Source organism: Micromonospora chalcea (genome assembly GCF_002926165.1).
In the GTDB taxonomy this organism is placed as follows: Bacteria; Actinomycetota; Actinomycetes; order Mycobacteriales; family Micromonosporaceae; genus Micromonospora; species Micromonospora chalcea.
The window spans coordinates 218,273-235,296 of the sequence record NZ_MAGP01000001.1; the positions used below are offsets into that span (position 1 = coordinate 218,273).

Below are 17,024 nucleotides of genomic sequence, written 5' to 3' on the forward strand. Positions count from 1 at the left end.
CCTACGTGCCGGTGTTGACCAGGATCGCGGTGGCCAGCAGGACAGCCACCATCAACACCGCCTCCGCCAGCACCGTGCGGCGCAGGCGACGCATCCCGTCCGGGGTGGGGTCGTCCAGCCGGGGCACCACCCGCCTGCTGTTGTAAAGCCCGACGACGGCCACGACCGCCACCAACGCGACCTTGACCAGGAGCACCCGTCCCCAACCGGTGCTCACCAGGTGACCGGGTCGATCCAGGATCGCCACTGTCAGTGCGACGCCTGCGGCACCCGTCAACGCCACGGCGGCGCTGGCCGGAACGGAGAATCGCACCGCCATCTCGGCGGCGCCCGTCGGCACACCGAGACGCGCACGCCCGAACAGCAACGCCGCCAGGAGCAGAACCCCGCCGACCCACACCGCCGCGGCGAACGTGTGCGCGACGTCCGCCGCCACGACGATCATCCGCGGTCCCGCGGTGACGGTGTGCCCGTCGAACAGGAACGAACCGAGCAGCAGCGCCACTGTGACACCGAGGAGCACCGGCCGGACCGCTCGCGCGCGTATCCGCTGCGCCTCGCCGCCGCTCACGTCACCGGCGGGCGGCACGGCCAGGGGACGAGGGGCGGTCGGGATCGCGGCGACCGTCGCCACGGCATGCCGCCCGACCGCGTGCCGGCCCCGGATCAGCGCCGCTTCCAGGGAACCGGCCACGAGCAACCCGGCCGCACCGGCGAACCGCAGGCCCAGCCCGGCGGCCACCGGCGTACGGCCGAGCGCGGTCAGCGCCGGTACGCTGACCGCCGAGGTGAGACCGCCCCCGCCGAACACGGCCGCCAGGGCCGCCAGTTCGAGCACCACACCGGCCGCCACAGTCAGCCCGGCGACGCGTACCCAGACCTGGACCAGCCGGATGTCGCTGCGCGTACCCACCAGTGTGGTCAGCGCGAAGACCAGACCACCCACACCGAGCAGGATCGCCCCGTAGGACAGCCACCGCCCCGCCGTGCCGACGAACCGCACCGAACCCTGGTCGGCGTCAGCCGTGTGACCCACCGCGTGCCCAGCGGAATGGGCCGGTGGGGACGCCGACGGAACGGCCGGTCCACCGTGACCGGTGTGCCCGTGCGAACCGGCCGTGGGCCGGGGGGTGGCCGTCGCGCCCGGTGGCGCGTCGGCCGGGACCACGGTGAACGTGACATCGCCGGTCAGGGGATGGGCGTCCGGGGCGGCCACGCTCCAGCGCAGCGTGAACTCCCCGTCGGTCAACGCGGCGGAGGGGTGGACCAGCCAGGTACGGCCCCCGTCGGGGGTGTGAGTGGTCACCGGAACGGCCGCACCCTCGCGGGAGAGCCGGAAGCCGGCCGCGGTGGGCGTGCCGGGGGCGCTGAACGTCAGCCGGATCTCCGCGACCGCGGCGTCCACGCGCGTGCCGTCCGCCGGTACGACCTTGAGCAGCTTGAAGTGCGCGGCGGCGGGCGACGCGAACCCGAGCACCACGAACACGGCGGGGCAGCACGCCAGCCACACCAGCAGCATCCACCGTGCCGCGCCGCGCGCCGGTGACCGATGACGCCCCGGGAAAGGCACCGCTGATCCCTTCGTCGAGGAGGCGTGGAGCCGGCGCCCATCGCTCCGACCTGATGCGGTCGCCATCCTAAGGGAACTACTAGCAGTTGGTAGTAGAGAGCTGGCCTGGTCAACGGAGCAGTGCGTCTTCGTGGCGTCGGCGATCCGCGAGGCCGACCGGTGCGCTACACCGCCTACCGCGTCACGTAGGTGTTCGCGCTCCGGGCCTCAGATCTGCACTCCCGCGTAGATCCACGGCACGATCAGCGCGTACCCGAGCAGGAGCGCGCCGACCGTGACGACCGGTGAAGGTCATGTGGGTGTCGGGTACGCCAGGGCGCGCTTGTCCGGCTTGCCGCTCGCCGCCACCGGAACCCGCTCGATGGCCTGGATCGTCTTCGGTGCCGACGAGTCGCCCAGCGCCTCCGTCACCACGGCACGCAGCCGCCCGGCATCGATGTCGTGACCGGCGGCCGGCACCACGTACGCGTGCACCGCCTCCCCGGTGACGTCGTCGGGACGGCCGACGACGTACGCCTCGGCGACCGTGGGATCGGCGGCGAGGACCCGCTCGATCGGGCCGGCGTACACCAGGTTGGCGTGCACGATGACGACGTCCCGGATCCGGCCGAGCAGGTGCAGGTAGCCGTCGCCGTCCAGCCGGGCCAGGTCGCGGGTGCGCACCCAGCCGTCGACGAACACGTCGGCGGTCTCGTCCGGGTCGTCCCAGTAGGCGGTGGCCTGCGCCGGTGTCCGCACGAACAGTTCCCCCTCGGTGGCGGGCCGGCCGTCGGCGTCCCGGATGGACAGCGCGGTCACCGCCGGTGGGCGGCCGACCGAGGCGAGCGCGGCCGGGGACGCCAGCATCTCGGCCGGCGTCACCATCGTGATCATCCCGGTCTCGGTCTGGCCGTAGCCGTGGAAGACGACGGGGCCGAGCACGTCGAGCGCCTCGGACAGCCGGCCCGGTGGGAGTGGGGAGCCGGACACCAGCAGGGCCCGCAGGCTGCTCAGGTCGACCGGATCGGCGCGCTGGTCGCGCACGAGCTGGTACAGCTTGCCCACGGTGATGACGCTGGCGGTCGCCCGGTGCCGGGCGATCATGCCGGGGAAGCCCGGGGGCCGGGCCGCGACGAGGGTGCCGCCCGCGGCCAGGGTGAGGATGCCGTACTCCAGCATCACCTGGCTGCTCAGCGAGCCGAAGACCAGGTAACGCTGGAGCCGGGTGGCGAGGTCGGCGATCGCCGGGGGCCACCGGTCCGGGTACGGCGCCCAGGCGGCGCTCATCGCCGCGTACGTCTGCGCGCAGCCCTTCGGGCTGCCGGTGCTGCCGCTGGTCCAGACGATCCGGGCGACGTCGTCCGGGCGACCGGCGGCGATCAGCGGCCTTCCGTCGTCGGCGGTGCCCGCCAACTCGGCGACCCGGGCGTCGTCGACCAGCAGCGTGTTCTCGCCGAGTTGCCAGGCGCGGTGGGCCGGTGTCAGGTCGGGGCGGATTCCGGATACCCGGGCGCCGACCGCGAACGCCGCGATGATCGCCGCGAACGCCTCCGCGGTGACGCCGAGCCGCAGGGCCACCCCGACGCCGGGGCCGGCCCCCGCGGCCCGGAGCCCGGCGGCGATGCGCCGGACCAGCCGGTACATCTGGGCCGTGGTCACGGTCTGGTCGCCGTCCTCGAAGACCGGCCGGTCGTCACCGGTGGCGAGCAGGTCCAGCACGGGCTGCGGCCAGACCTCAGCCGGCATCGGAGAGCACGCCCTTGACGAAGAGCACGAGCGGCTGGTGGTGCACGTCCGGCAGATTCCAGTGGTTCTCCAGGTTCTCCGCGAGGTGGTGCGTCGCGACGACCCGGCCGCCGCGATGGACCCGGACGACCGGGTGCAGGTAGCTGGCGTCGTGCGCGTGCGCGGCGTCGTTCTCGGCGATCCGCGGCACCGTGACGTCGAACGGGTCGACCTGGTCGTGGTCCGGCCCGTACTCCAGGGTGACCACGAACGCGAACGGCTCCGGGCCCAGGCCGCCGTCGTGCACGTACGCGACGGGCACCTCCTCGTGGTAGCGCGCGGTGTCGCCGTCGACGACGACGACGTCGCCGAGGACCGCGAACTGCTGCCACAGCGCGGAGGTGCGGTTGATCCGGGCGATGACCGCGTCGGCGATCGCCTCCGGGGTGGGTTCCAGCGGCGTGGCCGGCCACGGGGTGTCGTGGTGGCGGGCGCCGAGGATCCGGTGCAGGGCCCGCACGCCGTACCGGAAGCCGTGGATGAACCCGTTCGTCGAGCGCTTGAAGTCGCGCTGCTGGGTGAGGGTGCCGGCGAAGTAGAGGCCGGGCATGTTCACCGACTCGTACGCCGGGGTCTGCTCGGGGAAGCGGTCGTTGATGACCAGCCGCGGCCGGGCGGACGGGTCGAAGATGCTCGCGTCGAACCGGAATCCGGTGCAGAGGATGACCCGGTCGTAGTCGATCTGCCGGATCGCCTCGACCGTGCGGGCGTACCGGAAGTCGATCCGGTAGCCGCCGTCGTCGCGCCGGGCGATCCGCTCGACGACGCCGTCGAGGACCGCGTTCTGCGACTTGAGCTGGTACGTGTCGAGGAAGTTGTTGTTCACCGCGCGCAGGTGCCCGACGTAGTGCGACTGCCACGCCAGCTTGATCGAGTGCGGGCCGGCGACGTGGATGACAGCGGCCGTCTCGACCAGGGCGTCAGCGGTCTCGAAGGCCGAGTTGCCCTTGCCGATGATGAGGACGCGCTGGTTCGTGAAGTCGTCCGGGTCGACGCTGACCGTGTCGTACCGCTCGGCGAGCGCGGCGCCCTCGATCGGCGGGACGTACAGCTGGGACACGCCGGTGGCGACGACCACCCGGCGGGCGGTGAGGGTGTCGTCGCCGGCGTCGACGGTGAACAGGTCGCCGTCGCGCGCGATCCGGGTGACCCGGGTGTCGTACCTGACCCGGAGGCCGCGTGCGAAGTCGGCGAGGTAGCGCACCAGGTCGGCCGCGTCCGGGAAGTACCGGCGGCTGTAGTTCTTGAACAGCAGCGCCGGATCGTCGGTGAGCAGCGAGTTCCAGTCCGCGCGCAGGTTGAACTCCGGATCGTCGGACCCGGTCCAGACCTTGTTGATCGAGATGAGTTGCCGGTGCCGGGGGTAGGTGGTGAAGAACGTGCCCGGCGCCGGGCCGGCCTCCAGGACCAGGTAGTCGCGGCCGTCGCGCTCCAGCAGGTGAGCGAGCTGCAACCCGGCCGGTCCGGCTCCGATGATCAGATAGTCGACCGTCATGCGCCGCAACGTAGCGACTCGATCTCAGAGCGTTCTGAGAATTCGTCTCTAGGGTGCGATCGCATGACGACAGAGGTGGACCTCGATGTCCCACTGCGGATCGCCGACCTCCGTGCCGCCCGTGACCCGGTCAAGGTCGTGGTCGGAGCACAGGCCAGGGAGCGCGTCACGGCCGCCCGTACCTTCCTGTCCGCGGTGCTCGGCGACGACCGCGCGGTGTACGGCGCGACCACCGGCTTCGGCGCTCTCGTCGGGTACGCGGGCCGCGCCGACCTGCGCGACCAGGCCGACAACACGCTCGCCCACCTCGGCGCGGGGCAGGGCCCGGAACTCGACCCGGAGGTGGTCCGCGCGACTCTGCTGCTGCGGGCGGCGTCGCTGGCCCGGGGCGCGTCGGGGGTCTCCCCGCACGTCATCGACGCGCTCGCGGCGATGCTCGCGACCACGTTCGTCCCCGCGGTGCCCCGGCTGGGTTCGGTCGGCGCCAGCGGTGACCTGATCCCGCTGGGCGCCGCCGCCCAGGCGTTACGGGGCCGGGGGCACGCCTACCTGGACGGGGTACGGCTACCGGCGGCCGAGGCGCTGCAGCGGGCCGGCCTGGAACCGCTGCCGCTGGACGGGCGGGACGCGCTCGCCCTGGTCAACGGCACGTCGCTGACCACCGCGGCGACGGCGCGGGCGCTGGACGCGGCCCGCTGCGCGCACCGGGCGGTCCAGGTGCTCACCTGCCTGCTCGCCGATCTGCTGGGCAGCGACACGCAGTTCCTCGACGCCCGGCTGCTGGCCGCGTACGGCCATCCGGGCGCGGTCGACGTGGGCGCGCGGATGCGGCGGGTCGGCGCCGGGATCGTCGCGTCCGGGGCGCGCCCGTTGCAGGAGCCGTACAGCATCAGGTGTGCGCCGCAACTGCTCGGCGCGGCCGAGGACGCGCTGCGCTACGTCGACGCCGTCGTCGGGGCCGACCTCGCGAGCGTGACCGACAACCCGCTGTTCTTTCCCGACGAGGACCTCGTCGTGCACGGCGGCAACTTCTTCGGGCAGCCGGCCGCGTTCGCCGCCGACGTGCTGTCGATGGTCGTGGCGCAGGTCGGCAACCTCGCCGAACGGCAACTGGATCTGCTCGTCGACCCGAACCGCAACGGCGGCCTGCCGCCGATGCTGGCCGCCGGCCCGGGACAGCAGCACGGGCTCCAGGGCGTGCAACTGGCGGCGACCGCCCTGATCACCGAGATCCGCCGGGACACCATGCCCGCGAGCATGCAGAGCGTGCCGACCAACCTGCACAACCAGGACGTCGTCCCGCTCGGCACCCAGGCCGCGCTGCGGGCGCTGGACCAGGCCCGGCTGCTGCACCTGATCGTCGGATCGCTCGCGGTGGGACTGCGCCAGGCGGCGTACGTCGGCGCGCGTGCGCCGACCGCGCCCGGCTGTGCCGAGGCGCTGGCCGCGGTGGCCGCTGTCGTACCGCCGATCGACCCGGACCGGCCGCTGGACGCCGACGTGCGGCGCGCCGCCGACGTGATCGCCGATTTCTCCGTTTCCTTCTCCTGAGGTGGACGCACATGACGCTTGACTACCTGATCGTCGGAGCCGGACCGGCCGGCCTGCAGCTCGCGGCCCTGCTGGAGGCCGACGGCAAGCGCGACTATCTGGTCCTGGAACAGGCGGGAATACCGGGGGCGTTCTTCGCCACCTTCCCCCGCCACCGGCAACTGATCTCCATCAACAAGCCGCACACCGGCTCCGACGATCCGGAGCTGAACCTGCGGCTGGACTGGAACTCGCTGCTCAGCGACGACCCGGCGCTGCGGTTCACCGGCTACACCGAGCGGTACTTCCCCGACGCCGACGTGATGGTCCGTTACCTGGCCGACTTCGCCGCGAAGACGGGGGCGCGTGTCCGGTACGGCTGCCGCGTGACGTCGGTCGGCAAGGTCGACGGGGTGTTCGAGGTCCGGGCGGGGGAGGAGGTGTTCCGGGCGCGACGGCTCGTCGTCGCCACCGGCGTCTCGCAGCCGTACCGGCCGGAGATCCCGGGCCTGGAACTCGCCGAGCAGTACGCGGAGATGTCCGTCGACCCGCGCGACTACCTGGACCAGAAGGTGCTGATCATCGGCAAGGGGAACTCCGCGTTCGAGACCGCGGACAACCTGATGGAGACCACCACGCTGATCCACGTGGCCGGGCCGAGTTCGATCCGGATGGCCTGGCGCACGCACTACGTGGGACACCTGCGCGCGGTGAACAACAACTTCCTGGACACCTACCAGCTGAAGTCGGCGAACGCGATCCTCGACGGCGACGTCAAGCGGATCGAGCGCGACGGCGACGGCTTCACTGTGACCTTCTCGTTCTCCCGCGCCGACGAGGTGGTCAAGGAGCTGCGGTACGACCGGGTGCTCGCCTGCACCGGGTTCGCCTTCGACGCGTCCATCTTCGACGACACCTGCCGTCCGCAACTCGCCATCCGGGACCGCTTTCCGGCGCAGACCCCGGAGTGGGAGTCGGTGAACGTGCCCGGCCTCTACTTCGCGGGCACGATCAGCCAGGAGCGGGACTTCAAACGCTCGACGAGCGGCTTCATCCACGGTTTCCGGTACGCCGTCCGGGCGCTGCACCGGATCCTGGAACGGCGGTACGGGGACACGCCGTGGCCGGCGGAGAAGCTGGACGCCACCGGAGAGCTGATCGCCGACGCCGTCGTCGCGCGGGTCAACCGCACCTCCGCGCTGTGGCAGCAGTTCGGCTTCCTCGCCGACGTGGTCACCGTCGCCGGGTCCGACGCGCGCTACCACGAGGAGGTGCCCGTCGAGTACTTCACCGGCACCGGCCTGCGTACCCCCGACCACGACTACGAGCACGCCTTCGTGGTCACCCTGGAGTACGGTCCCGAGCACGACCAGGTGGACCCGTTCGACGTCACCGTCAACCGGGTCGCCCAGGACGTCGCCGGCCAGGCCCACGACGCCGCCTACCTGCATCCGGTCGTCCGCCATCACCGGGCGGGCCGGGTCGTCGCCACCCACCACCTGGCGGAGAACCTGGAGAACCGATGGGACCGGCCGGAGACCCATGTCGCGCCGCTCGTCGCGTTCGTCGACAGCTGCCTGAGCAGTGCCGAGAGCTGAGATGCGCCCGCTCGACGCGGCGCTGGACGGTCCGGCGCTGAACCTGGCCGAGCTGGCCGCCGACGCGCGGGGCCGCCTGGACCCGGTGCACTGGGACTTCTTCTCCGGCGGAGCCGGCGAGGAACGTACGGTGCGCGCCAACGAGGCGGCCTTCGCCCGGCGCTACCTGGTGCCCCGCGTCCTGCGCGGCGCCGCCCGGCGCGACCTGCGGGTCTCCCTGTTCGGCAGCCGGATCTCGATGCCGGTGCTGATCGCGCCGACCGCGTTCCACCGGCTGGCCCACCCCGAGGGCGAGGTGGCCACCGCCCGCGCCGCCACCGAGGCGGGCACGATCATGGTGGTCAGCATGGCGGCCACCCGCCCGGTCGAGGAGATCGCCGCCGTCGGCGGGCCGCTCTGGTTCCAGCTGTACCCGCAGCCGGACCTCGACTTCACCGCAACGGTGGTACGGCGGGCGGAGGCGGCCGGGTGCAGCGCTCTGGTCGTCACCGTCGACTCGCCCGTGTTCGGCCGGCGCGAACGCGACCTGCGGCACGGCTTCGTCGACCTGCCGGCCGGGCTGAGCTGCGAGAACATGCGCGACGCGACCGGCCGGGTGCGGGACATCGAGATGGACGCCGGGCTGGACTGGACCCGGATCGCCCGCCTGCGCGAGATCACCGCGCTGCCGATCCTGCTGAAGGGGGTGCTGCATCCGGCGGACGCGGCGCTGGCCGTCTCGTACGGTCTCGACGGTCTGCTGGTCTCCAACCACGGGGGCCGGCAGCTCGACGGCGCGCTGGCCACCCTGGACGCGCTGCCCGCGGTGGTCGAGGCCGTCGGCGGGCGGCTGCCGGTGCTGCTCGACGGCGGTGTCCGCCGGGGCGCCGACGTCCTGGTGGCGCTGGCGCTCGGCGCGAGCGCGGTGCTGGTCGGCCGCCCGGTGCTGTGGGGGCTCGCGGTGGGCGGCGCCGCCGGGGTACGCCACGTGCTCGACCTGCTCCACGCCGACCTCGACCGGACGCTGACGCTGGCCGGCGTCACCGGGCCGGCCGACCTGCGCGACGACCTGGTCGCCACGGTGGCGTGCGGATGAGCGCCCTGATCGTCCTGCTGGTCCTGGCCGGGATCGGGTGGACCGTGCCGTACTGGCTGCCCCGCACCGTGGTCCGGCTGCGGGAGTGGGTGTTCGTCAGAGTCAACGGTGTCGAAGGCGTTCCGGTGCCGGGCCCCGTCGTCGGCATGGAGCACTTCGAGCGGGTGTACGCCGATCCGGCGGCGGACGGACGCAGCCGCGGGGCCGGGCTGTCGGACCTGTTCTGGTACTGGCTGGCGCCCGGACCGCACATGCACCAGGAACATCTGGAGCCGGGGGAGCGCTACCGCACCGTCGCCGCCACGACCCGGCGGGTGCTCGCGGTACGCCGCGAGCGCTGCGACGCTCTCGCCACCGCCGCCACCCGGCGGGTGCTCGACCGGTTGCCGGCCGACCGGACCAGCCACGTCCGGCTGCGTGACCTGATGATGCCGGTCTGGGCCGAGGTCTACTACGAGCTCGTCTTCGGCGAGGCGTGCCCGCCGCACGCGCGGGCGCTGATCGTCGCCAACGCCGACGACGTGGTCAGCGGGCTGAAGTGCACCGGACTGCGGCACATGTGGCGGCGCGAGCGGCTGACCGGGTATCTGCGCGACCGGATCGAGGCGGGCACCTGCCCGGTGACGCTGCCGCCGCCGGTCGGGGCCCAGGAGACGGCCTGGTATCTCCAGGGCGCGTTCTTCAACACCGCCGTGGTGCAGATGTCCGAGGCGATGGCGCACGTGCTGCTCGCCCTCGCCACGCACCCCGACGTGCAGCGCGGACTCGACGGTGACGACGCGCTGGACCGGGTGATCGACGAGACGCTGCGGGTGCACCCGCTCTTCGGCGTCGCGCACCGGATCACCTCGGCGCCGATCACGGTGGCGACCAGCGTGTCGCTGCCGGCCGGAACGGTGCTGCTCTTCAACTACCTGGCGTTCCACCGCGGTGGGGCCGCCGGTGACGACCGGTTCGACCCGGACCGGTGGCTGACGCTCAAGCGCGGCGACGCGCACTTCATCCCGTACGGGGTCACCGCGAACCGCGCCTGCCCGGCCCGCGGCGTCGCGCCGGTGATGATGCGCGCCGCGACCCGCGAGGTGCTGCGCCGCTACGTGCTGACCTCCTCCGTCTCACACACCCGGTCGCTGCCCAGCCGGGGCCCGGCGTATCTGACACCGGTCGGGAGCCCCCCGCCGGGGCGGCTGCGGCTGGCCGCGATGCGGTCGCGGGACCGGTGGGCCGACGTGGGCCGCAGTATCCGGCAACTGGTGTTCGGCACCTGGATGGTGGTCGACGCCCGCCGGCAGCGGTTGTGCACCGACTACTTCGAGAGGGCTGTCCGATGACACCAACGGAGCTGGCGCCACGGTTCTTCATCGCGGTCACGGTGATCCTGATCTTCTGCAAAGGGGTCGCGTGGCTGCTCGGCAAGGCGGGCCAGCCCGCCGTGGTCAGCGAGATGCTCGCCGGCGTACTGCTCGGCCCGTCGCTGCTCGGGCTCCTCCTGCCGGACGTGCAGAACGCCCTGTTCCCGGCCCCCCTGCTCCCGGTCCTCTACATCGTGGGTCAGGTCGGCCTGGTGCTGTTCATGTTCCAGGCCGGGTACGCGTTCAGCAGCCATCGGGTCACCGGGCTCGCCGGCACCGCCGGCGTGATCTCGCTGGCCGGAGTCACCGCGCCGCTGCTGCTGGGGGCGCTGCTGGTGCTGGTGACGGCGGGCGTTGTGCCGATCCAGGCCGACGGGACGTCACTCGGGGTCTCGGCCGCGTTCGTCGGCGTCGCCCTGGCCATCACCGCGTTCCCGATGCTGGCCCGGATCATCACCGAGAAAGGGCACGCCGGCACCCGGCACGGCACGCTCGCCCTGGCCAGCGGCGCGATCGACGACGTGGTCGCCTGGATCATGCTGGCCGCCGTGCTGGCGGTCGCGTCCGGCCGGGCCGGTCCGGCGATCGTCACCGCGGGCGGAGCGGTCCTGTTCGGGCTGGTGCTCTGGTTCGGCGGGCGTGCGGCCGCCGCCACGCTGATGACCCACCGGGCCCTCAACGACCGCGCCCGGCTGCTCGGCACCGTCGCCCTGCTGTTCCTGGTCGCCTGGTACACCGACGAGATCGGGCTGTACGCGGTCTTCGGCGCGTTCGCGGTCGGCGTGGTGATGCCGCGCACCGACAACACCGACAAGGTGGTGGACACGCTCACACCGGTCGCCGCGACGCTCTTCCTGCCGTTGTTCTTCACCTACTCGGGCCTGCGTACGGAGTTCGGCCTGCTCGCCTCGCCGCCGGTGCTGTTGTTCGCGCTGGCCTGCGTGACGGCGGCGATCGCCGGCAAGTTCGGCGCCTGCTGGGCGGCGGCCCGGCTGCGGGGTGAGCCGTCGAGCGTCGCGATGCGGGTCGGCGCGCTGATGAACGCCCGTGGCCTGATGCAGCTCATCGCGCTGAACGTCGGGCTGGAGGCGGGCATCGTGAGCCCCGCCCTGTTCACCGTGCTGGTGCTGGTCGCGCTTGTCACCACGCTGATGACGACGCCGGCGCTGAGCTGGATCGAGCGCCGGGAGGCGCGGCAGCCCGACGGCGTACGGACGCCCGCGCTGGCGGTTTCAGATAGTTGAAGAGGCAAGTACTGACCCTTCCATCGTCAACCATCTATGAGATCGTTAACATATGCGGGGCGGAACATCGAACCGGCTGTTGCTGGTCGAGGACGACGCGGATCTGACCGAGATGCTCACCGAGACGCTCGGCCACGAAGGTTACCTGGTCGACCAGGCCTTCGACGGCCAGCGCGGGCTGCATCTCGGGCTGACCCGCCCGTACGACGTGATGGTCATCGACCGGATGCTGCCGGCGCTCGACGGCCTCGACCTGGTCACCCGCCTGCGCGCCCGGGCGGTCCCGGCCCGGACCCTGATGCTCACCGCCCTCGGCACCGTCGACGACCGGATCGCCGGGCTGGACGCGGGCGCCGACGACTACCTGGTCAAACCGTTCGACCTCGACGAACTGAGCGCCCGGGTCCGGGCGCTGTGCCGGCGCCGGCCCGAGCCGACCGACGTGCTGCGCATCGGTGCCGGGCGGCTCGACCTGGGACCGCGCGAGGCGGTGCTGCCCGACGGCACCCGGGTGGCGCTGTCCACCCGCGAGTTCGAGCTGCTGCGGGTGCTGGCGGCCCGGCCGAACGCCGTCCATCCGCGAGCCGTGCTGCGCCGCAAGGTCTTCGAGGAGGCCGCCGGCGCATCGATAGTGGACACATACGTCTACTACCTGCGGCGCAAGCTCGGCCGCGCGGTGGTACGCACCGTGCACGGTCTCGGCTACCGCCTCGGGACCCTCTGATGGAGGCGGTCGAGAAGGCGATCGTCAGACGGGCCCGGCTACGGATCGGCCTGCTCGTCGGCCTCACCATCGGCGGCCTGCTCCTGCTGGCCGGCGGCATCTCCTACGCGGTCCTGGTCCGCGGCCAGGAGGCGCAGATCCAGCGTGAGCTGGCGTGGGGCACGGAACACGGGACGATCGCCGGGCCGCCCGCATGCAGTTGGATCTTCCGGTACGACGGCGCCACCGTGCGCACCGGCGCGAACCCGCCGCCACCGGGCTTCCCGTTGCACGACACGCTGGCCACCGTGGCGGCGAACCGGACCACCGAGATCACCACCGTCGCGCGTAACGGCACCACGTACCACGTACGCACCGAGGCGCGCGGCGACACCGTCGTCCAGGCGGTGTTCGACGCCCGCTTCCAGCTCTCCGACCGCCGGCACCTCCTGCTCGCGTTCAGCCTCGCGGCGGTGGCCGGGCTGCTCGCCGCCGTGCTCACCGGTGTCCTCGTCGGCCGCCGTGCCGTCGCGCCGCTCGCGGAGGCGCTGACCCGGCAGCGCCGCTTCGTCGCGGACGCCAGCCACGAGCTGAGGACGCCGATCGCCCAGGTGCACACCCGGGCCCAGCTGATCGCGCGCCGGGCACGCAACGACGGCGCCGCCACGAACCTGGACGACCTGGAACGGCTGATCGGCACCACGCGCCGGCTCGGCGAGATCGTCGACGACCTGCTGCTCTCCGCCCGGCTCGCCGCCGCGCCCGCCGACCGGGAGCCGGACCCGCCGCTCTACCTCACCGCGCTGATCGGTACGACAGTCGCCGCCGAGGGTGACCGGGCAGCCGAGCGCCAGGTCACGCTCGTCCTGGACGTCCCGGGTGACCCGCTGCCGGTGCCGGGTGTCGAGTCGGCCCTGCGCCGGGTCGTCGGCGAACTGCTGGCGAACGCGCTCGCCCACACCCCCGCGGGAGGCCGGATCACCGTGACGCTGCGGGCGGTGGACAACGCCGCGGAGTTCGTGATCGCCGACACCGGCAAGGGCTTCGACCAGGCGGACGCCCGGCGGATCTTCGACCGGTTCCACCGTGGCGCGGGCGCCGGAGACCGCCGCTTCGGCCTGGGACTGGCGCTGCTTCAGGAGGTCGTCACGAGCCACCACGGCACAATCGAGGCGGAGGGTCAACCGGGCCGGGGAGCCCGCTTCACGGTGCGCCTTCCCACGGCGGGATCGTCGGCTACCACGGGTCGGGCCGCGCGGATCAGGAACCTTCGGATGTGGCAGCTCGGCGCCGGTACGTGATCGCCGGACGGGACGGATCGCCACACCGGGACGCCGCGTGGTCGCTCCGAGCGCACTGGCCGCCAGTGCGCTCGGAGCGACGGATGAGATCGCCGGTGCGAACCCGGGCATCCCCCGGCCCGCGGTGCCGGGTCAGATGCCGAGCGACCTCCGAGTGGCCCGCACCGTGTCGGACAGTTCCTCGTAGCAGTCGAATCCCCGCTCGATGCAGTCCATGTCGACCCCGCATTCGCGCTGCCGCGCCCGCAGCAGTGACTCGTCCGCCACATACACCGGAAAGGTCAGGAAATCGACGTCGGGAACCCGTTCCCGGAGCACGGCTACCTCGTCCTGCCCGTCTTCCCTGACCTGGAGCCAGCCGTTGAGGTCATCGTGGACGACCGCGCCGGCGGCGATCCCCTTCGTCCAGCCGGTGAAGAGCGCGGCGAGGCTGGTGGCGGCACGAGCCGAACCCCAGACGTCGGGGGTGAACTCGTAACGCCAGATCTCGCCCTCGTACTCGCCGGCGAGCACGAACGTGTAGACCAGATGCTCGAAGTTGAACAAGCGCACCTGGTGCCGCCACGGGAACGGCGTGCCGATCGAGATGGCCAGGGTGTCGAGTTCCTCGCCCCCGTCGGCCGGCCACGGCATGATCCAGCCGCCGTTGGGAAGCAGCCGCCGGGGCGGCCAGTTCTGTGACTGGAACCAGGCCAGCTGCTCCGCGACGTGGTCCACGCCGAAGATGCGGTAGACCGAGCCGGGCGGCTGCCCGGCGGGTGCCTCGGCGTGCTCGGGCCAGTCGAGGCCGGCCGCGGTCGCCGCCGCACGGTACTCCGCGACGGCGTCACGCAGTACGCGCATGTCGTCGAGCATCAGGGAGCCGCCGCCGGCTTGGGGCTCATGCACATGCTGGCCCCGCCCTCACTGACCCGGAACCCGAAGCTCGGCCCGTTCGCCGCGACCCACGGCTTCACCGGCAGCACGATGAACCGCTCTCCGTCGGCGACCTCGCACTTGCGGAAGAACGCCGACATCTCGGTGCCCTGCGGGCTCGACTCCGACGGTGGAACCGGCTTCAGGGAAGCGCGCTCGCCCGACAGGTTCACCGCCTGGTTGGTCACCCAGAACGGGAACTCGTCGCACACGGTTCCCGGCGCGCGCCCGGTGCACTCGTTCGGCGTGAAATGGGTGTTGAACCACCGGCGTGGATAGCCGGCGTCGATGGCGGCCCGACCGCCCTGGCTGCGAGCCGGGTAGAACCACTGGGCCCGCGTCGGTGGCTGCGGATATCCACCGTCACCCATCGCCGTCACGATGTGGGTCCCGGTCTCCTTCATGGGCCGGAGGTCGTAGGACACGCCACCGGGGACGTAGACGGCGAAGCCGTTGTCGCAGCCGGCCGTACCCTGGGTGCCACGCTGGGCGGTGCACGCCGCATCGATGATCCGCTTGAGCCGGCCGTCCTCGGCGTTGGTCCAGGCGAAGGGAATGCCGTCCCGGTCGGCCACCAGCTTCGTCGTCTTGATCACCTCCGCGTAGATCTTCAAGCTGTTGTACCACTCGCCCTCGTCCGCGCCCCAGTTCTCGAACGTGTCGAAGTCGGTGTCGTGGCGGATCGGGTACTCGAGGATGCCGTGGATGCCGATCTGACCGGGGAAGAGGATCTCGAGCAGCGCCCAGAGCGCGAGTCCGATGCCGATTCCCGAGAGAGCGACGACGACCCAGGAGGTGCCGACGGCGGCAGCGGGCGCGACTGCGACGAGCCGGACGGCCTGCGCGGCAGGCGCCAGCACGAGCGTGCACGTGGTGGTGTTCTGGGCGCACCAGGTGATCGGCATCGTCGCATTGCCCGGATCGAACAGCGTCGAGACGCGACCGGGGACCGGGTCCACCGAGGAGATCACCGGACCACGGCCGGGCGGTGCCGCCGAGAAGAGAAGCTGGGTGAGGCTGTCCGCGCAGTTGACGAGCTTCTCCCCGGACGGCGGTAGGAAGGCGTCCAGGCAGCTGTCGTTCGAGACGGTGTAGCAGCCCGGGAACAGCTCCGTGCTGCCGGCCGGCACCGTGACACTGGTACGCGAGTCCGCAGCGAGGTAGAAGTCTCCGCCGCTCCCGGCGCACTGAGAGCCTTCGCTTGCCGCCTGCTGGGTGGCGGCGGGAGACACCTCGTCCGTATTGATCATGGTGGTGAAGTCGGCGGAGAGCTCACGGGCCACCGTGCGGTCGGCGCGTAGCGCCTCGACCCGGAACGTGTACGGCGTGTACTCCTCCAGGGGGCCGATCGGAAGGACGATGCTGTTCCCCGCCGTGCACGGGTTCGCCGGATTGCCGTCGGCGTCCTGGCAGAAGTGGGTCAGCGAGAACTCGTCGTACAACTGGCCGTCGAGGTAGGCGCGGTAGCTGGTCTCGGTTGCGGGGTCGGGATGCCATGTTGCCGTGGCGGCACCCTGCTCCGGGTCGAGGACCAGGTCGGCGTCGGGATCCGGTGGCGGCGGGGCGGCGGCCGTCGTGAAGGACGCCGTGGCGCGGGTCGCGGACTTGTTGCCGGCCAGGTCGACGGCGACCACGGAAACCGTGTGGTTGGTGGACGGCGACAGCCCGGTGATGGAGTACGACCGGGTGCCGATGGTGGTCCGGTGCGGGGTTCCGCCGTCGACGGTGATCTCGTACCCGGCAAGGCCGTAGTTGTCCGTGGCCTCGCCCCAGGTCGCCTTGGCCGTGGTCGCCGTGATCGCGCCGACGGTCAGGTCCGGGACGGCGCTCGGCGGGAGCAGGTCCACCACGGTGACGGACCGCAGGATCCGGGCGTAGCGTCCGGGTTCGCGTTCGGCGCGGGCGCACACCTCGTTCTCGCCCAGTTCCGCCGGGCGAAGACTGGCGGTCCACGACGCCGACCAGTCCGACACACCGGCCGGCGGCGGCCCGAGGGTGATGTCGGTGGTGGTCAGCCGGCCGACCGAGACGTCGACCATGGTGGCGTTCTTGTGCAGGAAGCCGCTGAGAGCGATCTTCCCGTGCTCGTCGACCGCGACCTCGGTCCCGGTCGTCGGCCCTTCGAGCCGGATGGAGGCGTGGTTGACGTCCTCCGGCACCGACGGATCCGCGCACGCGGGAAGTTGCTCGGCCGGAGTCGCCTCGGCAGCCGGCTGGCTCACCAGGCCGACGGGGAGGATGAGCGAGACGGCGAGCGCCGTAGCTCGTAAGAATCTGCTGAAATGCCTGTCGTGCCCATGGTTGGCCATGCCTACCCCCGTATGAATGACGCCAATCAATGGTTGGGCGGACATTAGCAAGGCGCGGTCCATCGTGGTGGCCCCTCGTCGCCCGGTCGCACCAGGCGACGTGGCCGGAGCGGAGGTCACTAATCGGTTGCCCGTCGCGGTGAGGGCTGCCTAGATTGCCGATCATGC

General features: G+C 72.1%; 12 protein-coding genes. 7 read left to right on the plus strand and 5 right to left on the minus strand.

Features of this window, described 5'->3' with window-relative positions:
- Position 1: 1 nt before the first annotated feature.
- The 3 genes from BAW75_RS00490 to BAW75_RS00500 all read right to left on the minus strand — a co-directional run bounded on the left by BAW75_RS00490 (position 2) and on the right by BAW75_RS00500 (position 4,829).
- A complete protein-coding gene (locus BAW75_RS00490; RefSeq protein ID WP_104112247.1) occupies positions 2 to 1,519 on the minus strand; it encodes a copper resistance CopC/CopD family protein in 1,518 nt (505 codons plus the stop codon).
- A 342-nt stretch (positions 1,520 to 1,861) separates the two neighbouring features.
- Entirely contained in the window at positions 1,862 to 3,295 is a 1,434-nt protein-coding gene (locus BAW75_RS00495) for a class I adenylate-forming enzyme family protein (RefSeq protein WP_104112248.1), read from the minus strand.
- Complete coding sequence (locus BAW75_RS00500; RefSeq protein ID WP_104112249.1) at positions 3,285 to 4,829, minus strand: NAD(P)-binding domain-containing protein; 1,545 nt, start codon at positions 4,827 to 4,829, stop codon at positions 3,285 to 3,287. The genes BAW75_RS00495 and BAW75_RS00500 overlap by 11 nt, the downstream gene beginning before the upstream one ends.
- A 63-nt stretch (positions 4,830 to 4,892) precedes the next feature.
- Here BAW75_RS00500 and BAW75_RS00505 point away from each other — a divergent pair, with 63 nt between their 5' ends.
- Genes BAW75_RS00505 through BAW75_RS00535 form a run of 7 tightly spaced genes read left to right on the plus strand, consistent with a single transcriptional unit; the run spans position 4,893 to position 13,632 of the window.
- The gene (locus BAW75_RS00505; RefSeq protein ID WP_104112250.1) at positions 4,893 to 6,380 is read left to right on the plus strand and encodes an HAL/PAL/TAL family ammonia-lyase; all 1,488 of its coding nucleotides are present in this window, start codon (positions 4,893 to 4,895) and stop codon (positions 6,378 to 6,380) included.
- A gap of 11 nt (positions 6,381 to 6,391) precedes the next feature.
- Complete coding sequence (locus tag BAW75_RS00510; protein WP_104112251.1) at positions 6,392 to 7,957, plus strand: NAD(P)-binding domain-containing protein; 1,566 nt, start codon at positions 6,392 to 6,394, stop codon at positions 7,955 to 7,957.
- A gap of 1 nt (position 7,958) precedes the next feature.
- Positions 7,959 to 9,032, plus strand: coding sequence for an alpha-hydroxy acid oxidase (locus tag BAW75_RS00515; protein ID WP_104112252.1), 1,074 nt, complete (start codon positions 7,959 to 7,961; stop codon positions 9,030 to 9,032).
- The gene (locus BAW75_RS00520) at positions 9,029 to 10,363 is read left to right on the plus strand and encodes a cytochrome P450 (RefSeq protein WP_104112331.1); all 1,335 of its coding nucleotides are present in this window, start codon (positions 9,029 to 9,031) and stop codon (positions 10,361 to 10,363) included. The genes BAW75_RS00515 and BAW75_RS00520 overlap by 4 nt, the downstream gene beginning before the upstream one ends.
- Positions 10,360 to 11,628, plus strand: coding sequence for a cation:proton antiporter (locus BAW75_RS00525; RefSeq protein ID WP_104112253.1), 1,269 nt, complete (start codon positions 10,360 to 10,362; stop codon positions 11,626 to 11,628). The genes BAW75_RS00520 and BAW75_RS00525 overlap by 4 nt, the downstream gene beginning before the upstream one ends.
- A gap of 52 nt (positions 11,629 to 11,680) precedes the next feature.
- A complete protein-coding gene (locus BAW75_RS00530; RefSeq protein ID WP_104112254.1) occupies positions 11,681 to 12,352 on the plus strand; it encodes a response regulator transcription factor in 672 nt (223 codons plus the stop codon).
- Positions 12,352 to 13,632, plus strand: a complete 1,281-nt coding sequence (locus BAW75_RS00535; RefSeq protein ID WP_167435505.1) for a sensor histidine kinase — start codon at positions 12,352 to 12,354, stop codon at positions 13,630 to 13,632. Before BAW75_RS00530 ends, BAW75_RS00535 begins: the two co-directional genes overlap by 1 nt.
- A gap of 132 nt (positions 13,633 to 13,764) precedes the next feature.
- Here BAW75_RS00535 and BAW75_RS00540 read toward each other — a convergent pair whose 3' ends face one another.
- Together BAW75_RS00540 and BAW75_RS00545 are read right to left on the minus strand one after the other, a co-directional pair.
- Positions 13,765 to 14,475 (minus strand): hypothetical protein, encoded by a 711-nt coding sequence (locus BAW75_RS00540; protein WP_244205979.1) that lies wholly within the window; start codon positions 14,473 to 14,475, stop codon positions 13,765 to 13,767.
- An 11-nt stretch (positions 14,476 to 14,486) separates the two neighbouring features.
- Positions 14,487 to 16,856: a NucA/NucB deoxyribonuclease domain-containing protein gene (locus BAW75_RS00545; RefSeq protein ID WP_104112255.1), complete on the minus strand. Its 2,370-nt coding sequence runs from the start codon at positions 16,854 to 16,856 to the stop codon at positions 14,487 to 14,489.
- Positions 16,857 to 17,024: the final 168 nt, after the last annotated feature.